This window comes from Flavonifractor sp. An306 (assembly GCF_002159455.1).
Classification (GTDB): domain Bacteria; phylum Bacillota; class Clostridia; order Oscillospirales; family Oscillospiraceae; genus Flavonifractor.
Map to the genome: position 1 here is coordinate 107,427 of NZ_NFIQ01000001.1, position 15,776 is coordinate 123,202.

The window sequence follows — 15,776 nt, forward strand, 5'->3', positions numbered from 1 at the left end:
AGAGTAAAAACGGAGGTGTGGCGGCATGAAAAGCTCCATCAGCGCCGCGGAGGTACACAGACAATACAGCGAGGGGGTGTCCGCCTTCCGGCGGCAGATTGCCGACCCCGCCCTGCGGGTGAAGTTTACCCAGCAGGCCGACGTGTTCTTCCGGGCCTGCGCCCTGGGGGTGTGGCAGCGGGACGGTGCGGCCGTGACCCCCCGGCATGTGGAATACTACAACGCCATTTACGCCAAGGGCAACCCGGCCCCCACGATCCTGTTCTGGGAGCTGTCGTCGGCGGTGCTGGAGTACCCCGGCTTCAAGCCGCCGGAGTTCTTTGCCCGGATGCGGGCCTGCGACAAAATATCTGGCACCGGCCTGGCCCGGCGGTTCATCGACCTGACCACCCTGATGCTGCTGCTCTTCGCGGCGGTGGACGACCAGGTGGGGGAGGCGGAGGCAGGGTTCGTCAATTCCTGCGCCGACGCCCTCTCCGCCCTGTGCGACAAGGACGGGCTGAAGGGGGAGCGGTCCCCGCTGGACGTGGGGGATTTCGTCACCCAGCGGCCCCAGCCCGCCCAGCCGGAGACGGCGGAGAAGCCCCAGGAGGCCCCCCAGGCGGAGGAGGAGCCGGCTCCCACCCTGGAGGAGCTGCTGGAGCAGCTGGACGGCCTGTGCGGCCTGGAGAAGGTCAAGGCCGACGTCAAGAGCCTCATCAACCTGGTGAAGGTGCGCAAGCTCCGGCAGGAACACGGACTGCCCGTGCCCCCCATGAGCCTCCACCTGGTCTTTATGGGCAATCCGGGCACCGGCAAGACCACCGTGGCCCGGCTGCTGGCCCAGATCTACAAGGCCATGGGGGTGCTGTCCAAGGGGCAGCTGGTGGAGGTGGACCGCTCCGGCCTGGTGGCCGGGTTTGTGGGCCAGACTGCCATCAAGACCGGCGAGGCGGTCCAGAAGGCCCTGGGAGGCGTGCTGTTCATCGACGAGGCCTATGCCCTGGCCAACCAGGACAACCCCAACGACTTCGGCCGGGAGGCCATCGAGACCCTGCTTAAGGGCATGGAGGACCACCGGGCGGACCTGGTGGTGATCGTGGCGGGATACACCGAGCTGATGGACCGGTTTATCCACGCCAACCCCGGCCTGGAGAGCCGCTTCAACAAGTATTTCTACTTTGAGGACTATACCGGGGACCAGCTGATGGAGATTTTCCGCTCCATGTGCGAGAAGAACGGCTACACCCTGGACGAGAGCGGACAGGCCTGCGCCGCCAGGCTCCTCCACGGCCTGTACGAGAACCGGGACGAGAACTTTGGCAACGCCCGGGACGTGCGCAACCTGTTCGAGCGGGCGGTGGCCCGGCAGGCCGACCGGGTGGCCGCCCTGGAGCAGCCGGACAAGGAGGCCCTCATGGCCCTCACCGAGGCCGACCTGCAGGAGAGCCCCCAGGCATGACAAAACCCCCGCCGCTCCGGCGGGGGTTTATGTTTGCCGTTATTGATAGGCGGCGCGCTGTGCGAAGGCCCTGATCCAGGCGTTTAAAAACAGGAGCAGCAGGCCGCCCGACAGGGCGTAGCCGATGGCCCAGAGTATGTCGGGGGCGAACAGGGCGTACCCAAACAGCATGAGCAGCCCGGCGGCCAGGAAAAACCCGGCTCTGGACGCCTTTGCGCGCCGGGAGAGGCCGGACAGGTGAAAGACCTCCAGAGGGTGAATGGAGCGGCCCTTTTCCATCCGGATGCCCGCAAGGAGGGTGCACAGGTTCAGCGCGGCAAGCACCCAGATTGCCATGAGCCAGAGAACGGGAATAAACAGCAGGGAGGCCTGGTTGTCGGTTCCTGCTATCCCCCGGCCCATCACGCCGGCGGAGCCGCCAACGAAAAAGCCCCCGTTGACCAGGGAAACGGCGCACATGGCCGACCAGAATACCCATTTTTTCATAGCGGTACCTCCTTTACCGCTATCCTATCACCGGGGAGATTGAAAGTCAATTGATTTTTATTGAAAAACAATAAAGGCTGCGGACACAGAAGTGTCCGCAGCCTTTTGCTGTGCGTTACGCCTGGGCGGGCTGCTCCGCCTTGGCCAGCTTGACGCAGGCGGCGATCACGCCGAACAGGAACCAATAGGTGAACATGTTCCGGGGGTAGAACCAGGTGTACTCCGCCAGGCCGATGACCATGATGCCGCAGAAGGCGCCGATGGCGGCGGCCAGCATCCGGCGCAGCTTGGGATCGGCGGCCCGGAGGGCCTTGACGCCCTTTTTCAGCTGCCACAGCAGCAGGCCCAGGAAGGACAGGATCCCCCAGATGCCCGTCTCCCCCCACATCTGCAAATAGTTGTTGTGGGTGTGGATGGGGTAGGAGCCGTCAAAGTTGGTGGGATAGGTCTGGAACACCTTTTTCATGATGTCGCTGCCCAGGCCAACCCCCCGGTGCCAGTAGTCCCGCATCAGGTTGGCGGTGGTGTCGTAGATGGTGAAGCGGTACTGGGTGGAGGAGTCCTGGGTATTGCCGATGGTGAGGATCCGGTTATAGATGGTCTCCGGCAGGAAGGGGATGGCGGCCAGACCCAGCAGCAGCAGCACCGGGATCCAGCGCCAGTCCAGCAGAGCCACAAAGACCACCACCGCCAGCGCCAGGCCGATCCAGCTGGCCCGGCCGTAGGTGTAGCCGATGGCCACCACGCCCAGGACCAGGGAGAGCAGGGAGAGCACCTTCCCCCGCCAGCGGCAGTTGAGGAAGAGGGCCAGGTCCAGAGGCAGCAGCATCTCCAGCTGCTCGGCGAAGTTGTTGGGGTTGTCAAAGAAGGAGTATACCCGGCCGGGCATACCGGCATTGACCACCATGTCCTGCTGGGAGGGTACCACCTCCACCCCGATATAGCCCTGATAACAGCCATACAGGGCGGCCACAGAGAGGCCCAGCACCGCCAAGGATACCATCAGCTGGAGCTGCTCGTACTTGTGCACGGCACTTACCACCACCAGCACCAGCAGGAAGCTGGTCAGGTGGAAGGCGAAAAAGCGCATGGACATGCGGGTGGACAGGGAGCCCAGCAGAGCCAGGCAGATGAAGGCCATATAGATGCTCATATAGGGCCCCAGGGTGTCCAGCTCCAGACGGTAGTGCCGCCGGGAGGCGCTGCCCGCGATGAACAGCGCCGTCAGAGCCACCGCCCCCATCAGGGCGTAGGTGTTGTTCCAGGAGCTGTGGGGGGCCATCAGCATCACGGTCATGAACAGGCCCAGGAAGAAGAAGGTGGCGCCTCCCAGGGCGGTGAGCAGGCGGCAGAACAGGCTGTCCTCCCACACCGGTTTCCCCGCCTTCCAGATAACCTTGACGATGGCGCAGGGGATGTTGACAATGGCGGTAAACAGCCGGCAGGACAGGCTGCTCCCCCAGGCACGGGACACGACCCCCTCCCGCCAGGCGAAGTTCCACAGCACGCTGCCGGACAGCAGTCGGGAAACGCCCCGCTCCAGTCCCCGGCAGAGGCGGTTGACCCCGCTGTTGGCCGCGGCCCCCTTCAGGCCCAGCCAGATGGACAGGAAGAACCGCAGAACGTAACTACTTTCGGTAATTGCCATAGTATAAATTCCTTTTTGCAATCAGTTTTCCAGGGCCTTGCGGTAGACCTCAAAGGTGGCCCGGGCCATTTTGTGGATCTCAAACTTTTCCTGGATGGTGCGCAGGGCGTTTTCCCGGCACCGGGCCAGAAAGTCCGGGTCCTCCAGAAAGCGCTTCATGGCCCCCGCCATGGAGTCCGGATTGTCGTACTCCACCAGCAGTCCGCAGCCCGCTTCGTCATTGACGATGTCCGAGTTGCCCCCCATGTCGGTGGCGATCACCGGCAGCCCGGCGGCCATGGCCTCGATGATGAGGAAGGACAGGGCCTCGTGCCGGGAGGAGTTGACGTACAGGTCGGAGCCCTTGTACAGGTTCTTGATGTCCTTGCGGAAGCCGATGAATTTAACCTGCTCCTCCAGACCCAGCTCCTGCACCTGGGCCTTGCTGGGCTCCAGCAGGGGGCCGTCCCCCGCCAGCACCAGGGTGAAGGGCCTGTCGGTCAGCCCGGTGAGCTTTTTCACCGAGTCGATCAGATACTTGTGCCCCTTGTCCTCGGCAAACCGGGAGGCGCACAGCATCACAAACCGGTCCTCCGGCAGAGCCAGCTCGCTGCGCAGGGTGGATTCCGACCGGTCCCCCGCCCAGACCTCCGGGTCCACGGCGTTGAAGATGACCTGGATGCGCTCGCCGCTCCAGCCGTTGGCGATGAGCTGCTCCCGGCCCCGGTTGCACACGGCGATCATCTGATCCTGCCGCTTGTCCATCAGCCGGTTGGTAAACCGGGTGACAAAATCGTTGGCCATCACGAAGTGGTTGGTGTACACCACCCGGAGGGAGGGGTAGTATTTTTTTGCCAGCAGGGCGGTGTAATGCTCCCGCAGGTAGTGACAGTGGACCAGCTGGATGTCCCACTCCGCGCACAGGGCGGCCAGCTCTTTGGCGGCCTTCTTGTCGAAGCGGCGGCGCATTTCCACCCGCCGGCAGGGTACCCCCATCTCCTCCAGCCGCTCCACCAGCAGCCCGCCTACGTTGTAGGCGAAAAAGGGCTGCACCAGGCCGTCCTGAGAGAGGTAGCGCACCAGGGTTTCCACATACCGCTCGGTGCCGGCCTTGCCGGCAAAGTTGAGCAGATAGAGTACCTTCAGCATAGAGGATAATCCCCTTTCCGCAGTGATTTGGCAGAAGTTATTGTACAGGAAACCGGCGGGAAAAGCAACCGGCACTTACCCCTGGGGCAGCAGATAGATCACGCACAGGGCCACAAACAGCACGCAGAAGCACGCCATTCCCGGATTCTCAAAAAACACCCGCCAGGTCCATCCGGCGGACAGGGGAGAGGGGGAGGGGGCGAAGCGGACCTCCCGCCGCAGCGCCACCAGGAATACGATGCCCACCACAATGGCCATAAATACCAGAAGGCTCAGCAGGTTTTCCCCTGCCGTCCCCAGGGGCTCCAGCAGGGGGAGGATCAGCACCGAAATGCTGTTGACCATGGCGTGCAGCAGCATCACCTGCCACAGCCGCCCCGTCCGCAGGGCCACATAGGCGAACACCAGCCCGATGGCGAAGGCGTAAAACACCTGGTTCAGGTTGCCGTGGAACAGGCCGAAGCACAGAGCGGAGGCCACCACGGCAAACTTCTCCCCATAGGGCCGCAGCCGGTTCAGCAGCAGCCTGCGGAACATGAGCTCCTCCGTAATGGGGGCGATGACGCACCCCAGCAGGGTGGTGAGGGCCACCGGGTAGCTCTCCATCTGCTCCACCGGGTTGACCACTGTTTCCCCCCGCAGCAGGCCGATGAGGGCGGTAAAGGCCAGGGTGGCCATGTTGGTCAGGTACATCAGGGCCAGGACGATGAGATAGACCTGGAAAAACCGGGCGGGGCCCAGCGGCCGCCCCGGCTCCGAGGGCCGGGCGTCCACCCGGCGGATCATGAGGCAGAAGGCGGGAAAGCCCACCCCATAGGCCGAGACCACCGACAGGGTCCACAGAAAAATGGGGTCGGACAGCAGCGCGGGGGCCAGCAGGCCCACCAGCGCGGAGACCACCACCTGTACCGTCAGCATGGACAGCATCTGGGCAAACAGAGCCCAGCCCAGCTGAGAAAAATATTGGCAATGGACCCGCAGCTCGGAGGGAGCCGGCCGGTCCAGGGATTTCACGCGCCAGTCTTGCATAGGCGAGCCTCCAAAAGGGGAATATTTTTCTCTATTATAGCAGGAAAGGGGAAACCGGGCAAGGAACGAAATATTGACAAGCTCTTTTTCTGTGATACAATATCTTGTGCTATTTTGAATTCACCGGGAGGAGAGACGATATATGCCCATATCAGAAAACGCCAAGGCGGTGCTGGAGCGGCGCTACCTGGCCCGGGACGAGCAGGGGAACCCCACCGAGACGGTGGACGGCCTGTTCCGCCGGGTAGCCAACGCCATTGCCGAGGGGGACCGGCACTTTGACCCCAAGGCCGACGTGGTGGCCACCGCCAAGACCTTTTACGAGATGATGACCAACCTGGACTTTCTGCCCAATTCCCCCACCCTGATGAACGCGGGGCGGCCCCTGGGCCAGCTGTCGGCCTGCTTCGTGCTGCCGGTGGCCGACTCCATGGAGGATATTTTTGACGCCATCAAGAACGCCGCCCTGATCCACAAGAGCGGCGGCGGCACCGGATTTTCCTTCTCCCGCCTGCGGCCCAACGGCTCCACGGTGAATTCCACCGGCGGGGTGGCCAGCGGCCCCATCTCCTTCATGAAGGTGTTCAACGCCGCCACCGAGGCGGTGAAGCAGGGCGGTACCCGCCGGGGCGCCAACATGGGCATCCTGCGGGTGGACCACCCGGATATCATGTCCTTTATCACCTGCAAGAACGACACCTCGGAGATTACCAACTTCAACATCTCCGTGGGCATTACCGAGGCCTTTATGGAGGCGGTGGGGAAGAACCAGCCCTACGACCTGGTGAATCCCGCCACCGGCCAGGTCACCGGCCAGCTCAACGCCAGGGAGGTCTTTGACACCATTGTGCAGTCCGCCTGGCAGACCGGAGAGCCCGGGATCATCTTCCTGGACCGGCTGAACCGGGACAACGTGGTGCCCAGCCAGGGGGAGATCGAGTCCACCAATCCCTGCGGAGAGCAGCCCCTGCTGCCCTATGAGAGCTGCAACCTGGGCTCCATCAACCTGGTCAACCACCTGACCCGCACCGTGGCCGGCTGGGTGCTGGACCGGGTCAAGCTGGAGCGCACCATCCGCAACGCCGTCCATTTCCTGGACAACGTCATTGAGGTCAACCAGTACCCCCTGCCCGAGATCGACCAGATGACCCGCTCCACCCGGAAAATCGGCCTGGGAGTCATGGGCTTTGCCGACATGCTGCTGTACATGGGGGTGCCCTACAACAGCGAGGAGGGCGTGGCCCTGGCCGGGGAGATCATGGACACCATTAACACCATCGGCCACCAGGCCAGCCAGGAGCTGGCCGAGAGCCGGGGGCCCTTCCCCCTCTTCGGGGAGAGCATCTACAAGGATGACAAGCCCCTGCGCAACGCCACCGTCACCACCATCGCCCCCACCGGCACCCTGTCCATCATCGCCGGGGTGTCCTCCGGGGTGGAGCCGGTGTTCGCCTACGCCTATATCCGCAACGTGATGGACAACACCCACCTCATTGAGACCAACCAGATCCTGAAGGACAGGCTGGTGGAGGCGGGCATCTACTCCGAGGAGCTGATGCGCAAAATCGTGGAACAGGGCTCCCTGGCCCACGTGGACGGCATCCCCGAGGACATCAAGCGGGTGTTCGTCTGCGCTCACGACGTCTCCCCCATCTGGCACGTGAAGATGCAGGCCGCCTTCCAGGCCTACACCGACAACGCGGTGAGCAAGACGGTGAATTTCCCCAACTCCGCCACCCGTGAGGAGGTGGCCGAGGTCTACCGGATGGCCTTCACGCTGGGGTGCAAGGGCACCACCATCTACCGGGACGGCAGCCGCAACGAGCAGGTGCTCAACATCGGCAAGGTCAACGACGGCAAGCAGGCCCCCGCCCCCGCCGGCCGGGTGTGCGAGGAGTGCCAGATTCCCCAGGAGTCCTACGGCCACATCCAGCCCCGGCCCCGGCCCGCCGTGACCACCGGCTTTACCGAGAAGGTGCGCATCGGCTGCGGCAACCTGTATATCACCGTCAACTACGACGAAAACGGCATCTGCGAGGTGTTCACCAACACCGGCCGGGCGGGAGGCTGCCCCAGCCAGAGCGAGGCCACCGCCCGCCTGGTCAGCGTGGGCATCCGCTCCGGCATGGATCCCAAGGAGATCATCCAGCAGCTCAAGGGGATCCGCTGCCCCTCCTGCCTGCGGCAGGCGGGGGTGCCGGTGACCTCCTGCCCCGACGCCATTGCCAAGGCCCTGGAGAAGGTACTCAAGGTGTCTCAGAACGGGGGCCATGAGCCCGCCCCCGCTCCCATCGCCCCCACGGCTCCGGCGGCCGCTCCCATCCCCCGGCCGGGGATGACCCCCGCCGAGGCCAAGCTGGCCAAGTTCTGCCCCGAGTGCGGGGCCAGACTGGAGCATGAGGGAGGCTGCGTCACCTGCCGGGACTGCGGCTACTCCAAGTGCGGATAACAAAAAAAGCCCGGGCCCGCCGTCTGTGACGGCGGGCCCGGTTTTTTTGCGTTCAGGCGTCCCCCTCCGGAACGCCGCAGGTCAGCAGCTTCAGGCCGGTTTCGGTGGCGCAGCGGAAGGAGGGTACCCCGTGGGGGACAAAGAACTCCTCCCCCTGTCTGACAGGCAGCGTGCCGCCCGCCCAGTGAAGTTCCCCCGCCCCCTCCAGGACCAGCAGGACCTGGAACGCGGGGTTGGAGACCTCCGCCAGCCGGTGGTCCGGCCCCAGGGTCAGCTCGTCCATCCAGAAGCGGCTGGTCTGGCGGGCGGAGATCAGCTTTTTCCGCCAGGGCTCCGACCCCTCCGGCAGAGGGGCGGACAGGTGCCTGCGCAGCAGCTCCTCCCGGCTCAGGCAGTCAAAGGTGAAGCAGTCCATCATGCCGTCCATCCCGGCGGCGCCGTACATGCTCTCTTTGGGCAGCCGGGAGCCGTCTGGCCGGATGTATTCCGCCCGCAGGGTCAGGTCCACCGGCTCCTGGATTTCCGCCACCAGGCAGTCGCTGCCCAGGGCGTGGACGGTGCCGGCGGGGATGAAGTACACCTGGCCGGGCTGAATCTCAATTTTGTGCAGACACGCCAGCATCCCGGCGGAGTCCTGGGCCTCGATCAGCGCCCGGAAACCCTGGGGCGTCACCCCCGGCCGGAACCCCAGCCAGATGCAGGCCCCCGGCCGGGTGGAGAGCACATACCAGGCCTCGTCCTTGCCGTGGGGCAGGCCGAAGTATTTCATAGCCTTTTCCCCGTCGGGGTGGGTCTGGATGAGCAGCCGGTCCCGGGAGTGGAGCAGTTTTAACAAAAATCCCAGGTCGGCCCCCCAGCGGCCGGCGTGGGCAGTCCCCAGCCAGGCCGCCGGATCTTCCGCCAGACAGTCCCGGAGAAAGCGGTCCGACCCGGCGAAGCGGGACAGGCCCACGGTGGTGCCGGGGCAGAGGGCGGAGGTGACCAGGGAGGCCACCCACATCTGGGAGCACACCTTTGCCTCCGGCCCCTCCTCCAGAAAGGCGTTGATCATCTCCCCGCCGGGGATGAGATAGTCCACCTTGTTGGGGGCCAGTTTACAGATTTTATCCGGTGAGAATTCCATAAATCCGCCTCTTTCCTTGCTTTTCGCCTACCACCATACCGCGAAAGAGGCGGACTGTCAAGCGGCTCAGAACTCCTTCCGGGCATAGATGCCCAGAGAGACGGCGAAGGAGAGGGCGAAGCCCCCCACACTGACCAGAGCGAACACCACCGGCAGGGCGGCTGCCAGCCAGCTGGGGAGCTGGGGCATGTTGACGCCGTTATTCATCATGCCGCCCAGCAGGATGGCGCCGCCGAAAATAATGACGAAGGTGATCATGCTGACCACCCGGGCCTTCTCCGCCCCGTATTTCAGCAGGAAGGGGAGGAGAATGGCGTCCAGCAGCAGGGTGACGGTGGCGCAGGACAGGGAGATACCCACCAGCTCCACGGGCGGGGTATCGGAGAGCCCCGCGAGGGACAGACCCACCATGATAACGGTGCCTGCCAGACCGCTGATCAGGATCACCAGCAGGGTGAAGAGATATTTCCCCGCCACGATCCCCTTCCGCCCGGCGGGGGTGGCGGCAGCGTACCGGTCCCAGTGGGAGGTGTCGTCCAGAGCCACCGAGGACATGGGAATGGTGAGGCCGAACACGGCGATGAGAGCGCCGATGATGGAGAAGTCAAACACCCCGGCCACGCAGAAGCCGCCGTAGACCACCACGAAGATCAGCAGGGTGGAAATCTGCTTTTTCAGGACCACGATATCCTTATAGAGCAACCCTTTCATTGGGCATCCCCCTTTCCGGTAAACACCATGATGTCCTCCAGCGTGGCCGGGTCCACCGTCAGCGCCGGATACCGCCGGGCAAAGGCGCGGCGGTCCTTTACCAGAGCCTCACAGCCGAACTGCCCCACCCGGCTGCCCGCCAGCAGAGCCCTGTCTACCTGTTCCAGCTCGGAGCGGCCGCACACCAGCTTGCCGTAGGTGTCCAGCAGCTCGTCCTTGGCCCCGGACACCGCCACCCTTCCGTTGTGCAGGTAGGTGATATAGTCCGCCGCCTTCTCCAGGTCGCTGGTGATGTGGCTGGAGATGAGAATGGCGTGGTCCTCGTCCTGAATGAATTCCAGGAATTCGTCCAGGATCTCGTCCCGCACCACCGGGTCCAGGCCGGAGGTGGCCTCGTCCAGGATCAGCAGCCGGGGTTTGGCGGCAAAGGCGGCGCCAATGGCCAGCTTCATCTTCATGCCCCGGGAAAACTCCTTTACCGTCTTTTTCCCGGTAAGGTCAAATTTCTCCAGATAGCGGTCAAACAGCGCCATGTCCCAGTTGGGGTACAGCCCCGCCAGTATTTTCCCCACCTGCCGGGGCCGGAGTACGTCGTGGAACAGCACCTCGTCCAGCACCACCCCGATGTCTCCCTTGACCGCCCGTTCCTCCTTCCGGTTGTCCCGCCCAAAGACAGTGATCTCCCCGCCGTCCCGGCGGATCAGGTTCAGGATGCACTTGATGGTGGTGGATTTACCCGCCCCGTTCTCCCCGATGAGGCCCATGATGGTGCCTCCGGGCACAGTAAAGGATACGTCGTCCAGCTTGAAGGCGCCGTAGTCCTTGCTCAGATGGGATACTTCCAATGCGTTATTCATGTTCGTCCTCTCCATACAGAAGATGTAAGGTCTCGGTCAGCTCGGCCAGGGTGATCCCGCCGGTCCTGGCGATGTCCACTGCCTGGGACAGATGCTCCTCCACCCGTCGGAGGGTCTCCTCCCGGACCAGCTCCAGGTTCCGGGGGGCCACAAAGCACCCCTTCCCCGGTACGGTGGTGATGAACCCCTCCCGCTCCAGCTCCTCATAGGCCCGCTTGGTGGTGATGACTGATATGCGCAGCTCCTTGGCCAGCAGCCGCATGGAGGGAAGGGCCTCCCCCTCAGCCAGCTCCCCCCGGAGGATGAGGCCCTTCATCTGCCGGGTGATCTGGTCGTAAATGGGCACGCCGCCGGAGTTGCTGATGATGATATCCATGGTGCACCTCTTGCTGTTATTACTGTATATACTCTACATATACAGTAATAACACATACATACACACTTGTCAACAGGGTAAAAAGATTTTCTTGTCAGGATGCCTGGCAGCAAGTATCATGGAGGTATCCGAATGGAAGGGGAGGAACGTGTGATGTATGCGCCTGTTCTGGAGATCGACACCCAAAAAGTAACGCAGAACGCCGAAATCCTCCGCAAGCTTTGTGACAGGCGGGGGGTGGAGCTGGCCTTTGTCACCAAGGGATTTTCCGCCCGGCCGGAGGTGATCCGGGCGGCCATGGAGGGGGGAATCACCTGCTTTGCCGACAGCCGGATGAAAAACATCATCTCCGCCAAACGGGCCATCCCCGGCCTGAAGTACCTGCTCATCCGTATCCCCGCCCCCGACGAGGCGGAGGAGGTGGTCCGCTGGGCGGACTGGAGCCTGCAGAGCCAGATCGAGGTGATCCGGGCGGTGTCGGAGGCCGCCCTTCGCCAGGGTAAGGTCCACCCCATCATTCTCATGATCGACGTAGGCGACCTGCGGGAGGGGGTGTTCGGCCGGGAGCAGCTGGACGAGATCGCCCCCCAGATCAAGGCCTGCCCCGGAGTGGAGCTGGTGGGCCTGGGCACCAACGTGGGCTGCTACGGCAGCATCCTGCCCTCGGTGGAAAACACCCAAATCCTGGTGGAGCTGCGGGACTACCTGAACGAGACCTACGGCTTTTGCATCACCACCCTCTCCGGCGGCTCCACCTGTACCCTGGGTCTGCTGGAGGCCGGGACGCTGCCCGCCGGGATCAACCAGCTGCGGGTGGGGGAGGGGGTGCTCTTTGGGGAGGACACCACCGGCAGCCGTTTTCTGGAGGGCTGCCACCACGACGCCTTCACCTTCAGGGCCCAGGTGGTGGAGCTGCGCCGCAAGCCCTCGGTACCCATCGGGGAGCACGGCCGGGACGGCAAGGGGGACACCCCGGAATACCCGGACCGGGGCGTGCGCCTGCGGGCCATCTGCGCCGCCGGCAAGCAGGATGTGGCCTGGGCCGCCCTCACCCCCACCCTGCCGGGGGCCTGGATGATCGGGGCCAGCTCCGACCATCTGATCGTGGATGTGGAGGACTGCGGCGGACAGGTCCGGGTGGGGGACTGGATGGAGTTTCGGTGCGGGTATATGGCCGTGCTGGACGCCACCACCTCCGCCTATGTGGATATTGTGGTGAAATAGCCCGCAAAAATGCCCCAGGTCAGGAGACCTGGGGCATTTTTCATGGTGAGATCAATTCAGACAGGCTTGTCCAGCGGAGCCACCACCGTGCGGTAGGTGTGGCGCAGGAAGAGCACGCACAACAGCAGGGAGGCCACCTCGGCGATGGGGAAGGACAGCCACACCGCGTTTACATTCCCGGTGAGGGAGAGCAGGAAAGCGGCGGGGAGGAGCACCACCAGCTGCCGGATGATGGAGACCACCATGCTCAGCACCCCGTTGCCCAGGGCCTGGAAGGCGGAGGAGCAGATCACGTTGAACCCGGCGAACACGAAGCACAGGCTGATGATCCGCAGGGCGGGCACGCCGATGCGCAGCATATCCGGCGATGCCTCGAAGAGGCTCAGAATGGGGGCGGGGAACAGCTGGATGACCACCAGGCCCACCAGCATGATGCCCACCGCCAGGGCGGAGCCGAAGCGGATGGCCTCCATCAGCCGCTGCTTTTTCCGGGCGCCGTAGTTGTAGGACACGATGGGCACCAGACCGTTGTTCAGGCCGAACACCGGCATAAACACAAAGCTCTGCAGCTTGAAGTAGACGTTGAACACCGCCACCGCCGTGGAGGTAAAGGAAATGAGGATCAGATTCATGCCGAAGGTCATGATGGAGCTGATGGAGTTGAGCACGATGGTAGGTACGCCTACGCTGTAGATCTGGCTGATAATCTTCCCACTGGGCCGGAATCCCTTTAAGGTGGGCTGGATATCGTGGTTGTGGGTCATGTTGAAGACCAGCGCCAGAATGGCCGCCACAATCTGTCCCAGTACCGTGGCCGCCGCCGCTCCGGCCACCCCCATCTGGGGAAAGGGCCCCAGACCGAAGATGAGCACCGGGTCCATGATGATGTTGATGATGGCCCCCACGCCCTGGGTGATCATGGTGTAGAAGGTGCGGCCGGTGGCCTGGAGCAGCCGCTCAAACATGACCTCCAGAAACAGGCCGAAGGACAGCCCGCCGCAGATGCGCAGATAGGCCGCCCCCTGCTGGGCGATGGCCGGGGTGGCCTTCTGGGCCACGAAGAAGGGCTGGGCAAACAGCAGCGCCGCCGCCATAAATACCAGCGCGCTGAGCACCGACAGCAGCACCCCGTTTTCCGCCGAGCGGTTGGCAGTCTGCTGGTCTCTGGCGCCCAGGCTGCGGGAGAGCAGGGCGTTGACGCCCACGCCGGTACCCACCGACACGGCGATCATCAGGTTCTGGAAGGGAAAGGCCATGCCTACCGCGGTGAGGGCGTCCTCGCTGACCTTGGCCACAAAGTAGCTGTCCACCACATTGTAAAGGGCCTGCACCAGCATGGAGACCATCATGGGCAGAGACATGGAGAGGACCAGCCGCTTGACGGGCATGACCCCCATTTTGTTTTCACCGGTTTGTGACATAGTTCGCCTCCTGCCGTAAAATATCGCCGCAGCATTCCGCTGCGGCGATGAAAAAGGGGTTGACTTGGTTTTCCTATTCTATCGAAATCAAAATCATTCGTCAATAGCTTTAACCGCGGAAAAAGAAATTTTTCCGCACCGTGGGACAGGAACCGCCATAAGCTGGAGTGCGGAAATCAAACATTCCCATACCTTTGGCAAGGAGATGGACACGATATGAGCACTCAGTTTCTCAATACCCTCCGGGTGGGGGAGAGCGGCGTGGTGGCCCACGTGGCGGGGGAGCGGGCCATGTGCCGGCGACTCTTTGACCTGGGGCTGGTCCCCGGCACCACCGTCACCTGCACCGCCGTCAGCCCGGCGGGAGACCCGGCGGCCTACCTGATCCGGGGAGCGGTGATTGCCCTGCGGGGCAGGGACGCGGCGGGGGTGCGCCTGGCGGAGGAGGTGTGGGCGTGACCGGTCCGGAGGAGCAGGTGGTGGCCCTGGCCGGCAACCCCAACGTGGGCAAGTCCACGGTGTTCAACGCCCTCACCGGCCTGCGCCAGCACACCGGCAACTGGCCGGGCAAAACGGTGGTCACCGCCCGGGGCCGCTGCCGCCACCGGGGCCGGGACTACGCCCTGGTGGATCTGCCCGGTACTTACTCCCTGATGGCCCGCTCGGCGGAAGAGGAGGCGGCCCGGGACTTCTTCTGCTTCGGCGGGGCCCGGGGAGCGGTGGTGGTGTGCGACGCCACCTGCCTGGAGCGCAACCTGAATCTGGTGCTCCAGGTGCTGGAGCTCCAGCGGCGCACCGTGGTGTGCGTCAACCTGCTGGACGAGGCCCGGCGGAAGGGGGTGGAGGTGGACCTGGAGGGGCTCTCCCGCCGGCTGGGCGTGCCGGTGGTGGGGACCAGCGCCGGCCGGGGCGCCGGTCTGACCGAGCTGATGGACCGGGTGGCCGAGACCCTGGACCGGCCGGAGCCCCCCACGCCCCTGACCGTGCGCTACCCTCCGGCGGTGGAATTTGCCGTGGCCAGCCTCACCCCTCTGCTGGCCCGGCGGCTGCGGGGGCGGCTGCCCGCCCGGTGGGCCGCCCTGCGGCTGCTGGAGGGAGACCCCTCTCTGCTCCAGGCCCTGTCCGACGCCCTGGACTGGGACCCCCGGTCTGACGGGGAGGTGTGGGGGGCGGTGGCCCAGGCCAGGGAGGAGCTGGCCCACAGCGGCCTGGAGCCGGCGGAGCTGGGAGGCGTGGTGGCCTCCGCCCTGTTGGGGACGGCCCGCGATATCGCCAGCGCCGTGGTGACCGCCCAACACAGGCCGGAGGAGGACCGGGACCGGAGGCTGGACCGTTTTCTCACCCACCGCTATACCGGCGTGCCCTTTATGGTCCTGCTGCTGGCGGGGGTGCTGTGGCTCACCATACAGGGGGCCAACTACCCCTCCGCCCTGCTGTCCGACGGCCTGTTCTGGATCCAGGACCGGCTGAGCGAGCTGTTTGTCTGGCTGGGGGCGCCGGAGTGGCTCCACGGGGCCCTGGTGCTGGGGGTGTACCGGGTGCTGGCCTGGGTGATCAGCGTCATGCTCCCCCCCATGGCCATCTTTTTTCCCCTGTTTACCCTGCTGGAGGACTTTGGCTACCTCCCCCGGGTGGCCTTCCTGCTGGACCACGCCTTCCAGAAGGCCAGGGCCTGCGGCAAGCAGGCTCTCACCATGTGCATGGGCTTCGGCTGCAACGCCGCCGGGGTGGTGGGCTGCCGGATCATCGACTCCCCCAGGGAGCGGCTCATCGCCATGCTTACCAACAGCTTTGTCCCCTGCAACGGCCGGTTTCCCACCCTCATCGCCGTCATCACCATGTTCTTCGTGGGGGCGGAGGGGGGAGCGCTGGCGGGGCTGTGG

Annotated in this window: 14 protein-coding genes; 5 read left to right on the forward strand and 9 right to left on the reverse strand. The window is 64.3% G+C overall.

All coding sequences use genetic code 11. The features are described from left to right. The first annotated feature begins 25 nt into the window (after nucleotides 1-25). Nucleotides 26-1,441: an AAA family ATPase gene (locus B5F88_RS00535; protein ID WP_087341046.1), complete on the forward strand. Its 1,416-nt coding sequence runs from the start codon at nucleotides 26-28 to the stop codon at nucleotides 1,439-1,441. Nucleotides 1,442-1,480: 39 nt separating this feature from the next. Here the strand turns inward: B5F88_RS00535 and B5F88_RS00540 are convergent, their stop codons facing one another. From B5F88_RS00540 to B5F88_RS00555, 4 genes are all read right to left on the reverse strand, one after another. Continuing rightward, nucleotides 1,481-1,927 carry a hypothetical protein gene (locus B5F88_RS00540; RefSeq protein ID WP_087341047.1) on the reverse strand — a complete coding sequence of 149 codons (447 nt, stop codon included), beginning with the start codon at nucleotides 1,925-1,927 and terminating at the stop codon, nucleotides 1,481-1,483. Between the two features lie 115 nt (nucleotides 1,928-2,042). Then, a complete protein-coding gene (locus B5F88_RS00545; protein ID WP_087341048.1) occupies nucleotides 2,043-3,575 on the reverse strand; it encodes an O-antigen ligase family protein in 1,533 nt (510 codons plus the stop codon). 21 nt (nucleotides 3,576-3,596) lie between these two features. Next, nucleotides 3,597-4,703, reverse strand: coding sequence for a glycosyltransferase family 4 protein (locus B5F88_RS00550; protein WP_087341049.1), 1,107 nt, complete (start codon nucleotides 4,701-4,703; stop codon nucleotides 3,597-3,599). Between the two features lie 75 nt (nucleotides 4,704-4,778). Further along, entirely contained in the window at nucleotides 4,779-5,732 is a 954-nt protein-coding gene (locus B5F88_RS00555) for a type II CAAX endopeptidase family protein (RefSeq protein WP_087341050.1), read from the reverse strand. Between the two features lie 142 nt (nucleotides 5,733-5,874). Here B5F88_RS00555 and B5F88_RS00560 point away from each other — a divergent pair, with 142 nt between their 5' ends. Further along, nucleotides 5,875-8,181, forward strand: a complete 2,307-nt coding sequence (locus tag B5F88_RS00560; protein WP_087341051.1) for a vitamin B12-dependent ribonucleotide reductase — start codon at nucleotides 5,875-5,877, stop codon at nucleotides 8,179-8,181. A gap of 52 nt (nucleotides 8,182-8,233) precedes the next feature. On the opposite strand, the gene B5F88_RS00565 is transcribed toward B5F88_RS00560, so the two are convergent. From B5F88_RS00565 to B5F88_RS00580, 4 genes are all read right to left on the reverse strand, one after another. Continuing rightward, entirely contained in the window at nucleotides 8,234-9,304 is a 1,071-nt protein-coding gene (locus B5F88_RS00565; RefSeq protein ID WP_087341052.1) for a type I phosphomannose isomerase catalytic subunit, read from the reverse strand. Between the two features lie 66 nt (nucleotides 9,305-9,370). Continuing rightward, nucleotides 9,371-10,015 carry an ABC-2 transporter permease gene (locus B5F88_RS00570; protein WP_087341053.1) on the reverse strand — a complete coding sequence of 215 codons (645 nt, stop codon included), beginning with the start codon at nucleotides 10,013-10,015 and terminating at the stop codon, nucleotides 9,371-9,373. Next, complete coding sequence (locus tag B5F88_RS00575; RefSeq protein ID WP_087341054.1) at nucleotides 10,012-10,872, reverse strand: ABC transporter ATP-binding protein; 861 nt, start codon at nucleotides 10,870-10,872, stop codon at nucleotides 10,012-10,014. Before B5F88_RS00575 ends, B5F88_RS00570 begins: the two co-directional genes overlap by 4 nt. Continuing rightward, a complete protein-coding gene (locus B5F88_RS00580) occupies nucleotides 10,865-11,248 on the reverse strand; it encodes a GntR family transcriptional regulator (RefSeq protein WP_087341055.1) in 384 nt (127 codons plus the stop codon). The genes B5F88_RS00575 and B5F88_RS00580 overlap by 8 nt, the downstream gene beginning before the upstream one ends. Nucleotides 11,249-11,380: 132 nt before the next feature. Between B5F88_RS00580 and B5F88_RS00585 the strand changes: the two genes are divergently transcribed. Then, nucleotides 11,381-12,472 (forward strand): alanine/ornithine racemase family PLP-dependent enzyme, encoded by a 1,092-nt coding sequence (locus tag B5F88_RS00585; protein WP_242959571.1) that lies wholly within the window; start codon nucleotides 11,381-11,383, stop codon nucleotides 12,470-12,472. A 56-nt stretch (nucleotides 12,473-12,528) separates the two neighbouring features. Here the strand turns inward: B5F88_RS00585 and B5F88_RS00590 are convergent, their stop codons facing one another. Next, nucleotides 12,529-13,893, reverse strand: a complete 1,365-nt coding sequence (locus tag B5F88_RS00590) for an MATE family efflux transporter (protein WP_087341057.1) — start codon at nucleotides 13,891-13,893, stop codon at nucleotides 12,529-12,531. Nucleotides 13,894-14,109: 216 nt separating this feature from the next. Between B5F88_RS00590 and B5F88_RS00595 the strand changes: the two genes are divergently transcribed. Both B5F88_RS00595 and B5F88_RS00600 read left to right on the forward strand, forming a co-directional pair. Further along, a complete protein-coding gene (locus tag B5F88_RS00595) occupies nucleotides 14,110-14,352 on the forward strand; it encodes a FeoA family protein (protein ID WP_087341058.1) in 243 nt (80 codons plus the stop codon). Further along, nucleotides 14,349-15,776 (forward strand): ferrous iron transporter B (locus tag B5F88_RS00600; protein WP_242959572.1); only part of this gene is annotated, 1,428 nt, incomplete at its 3' end. The genes B5F88_RS00595 and B5F88_RS00600, both read left to right, overlap by 4 nt.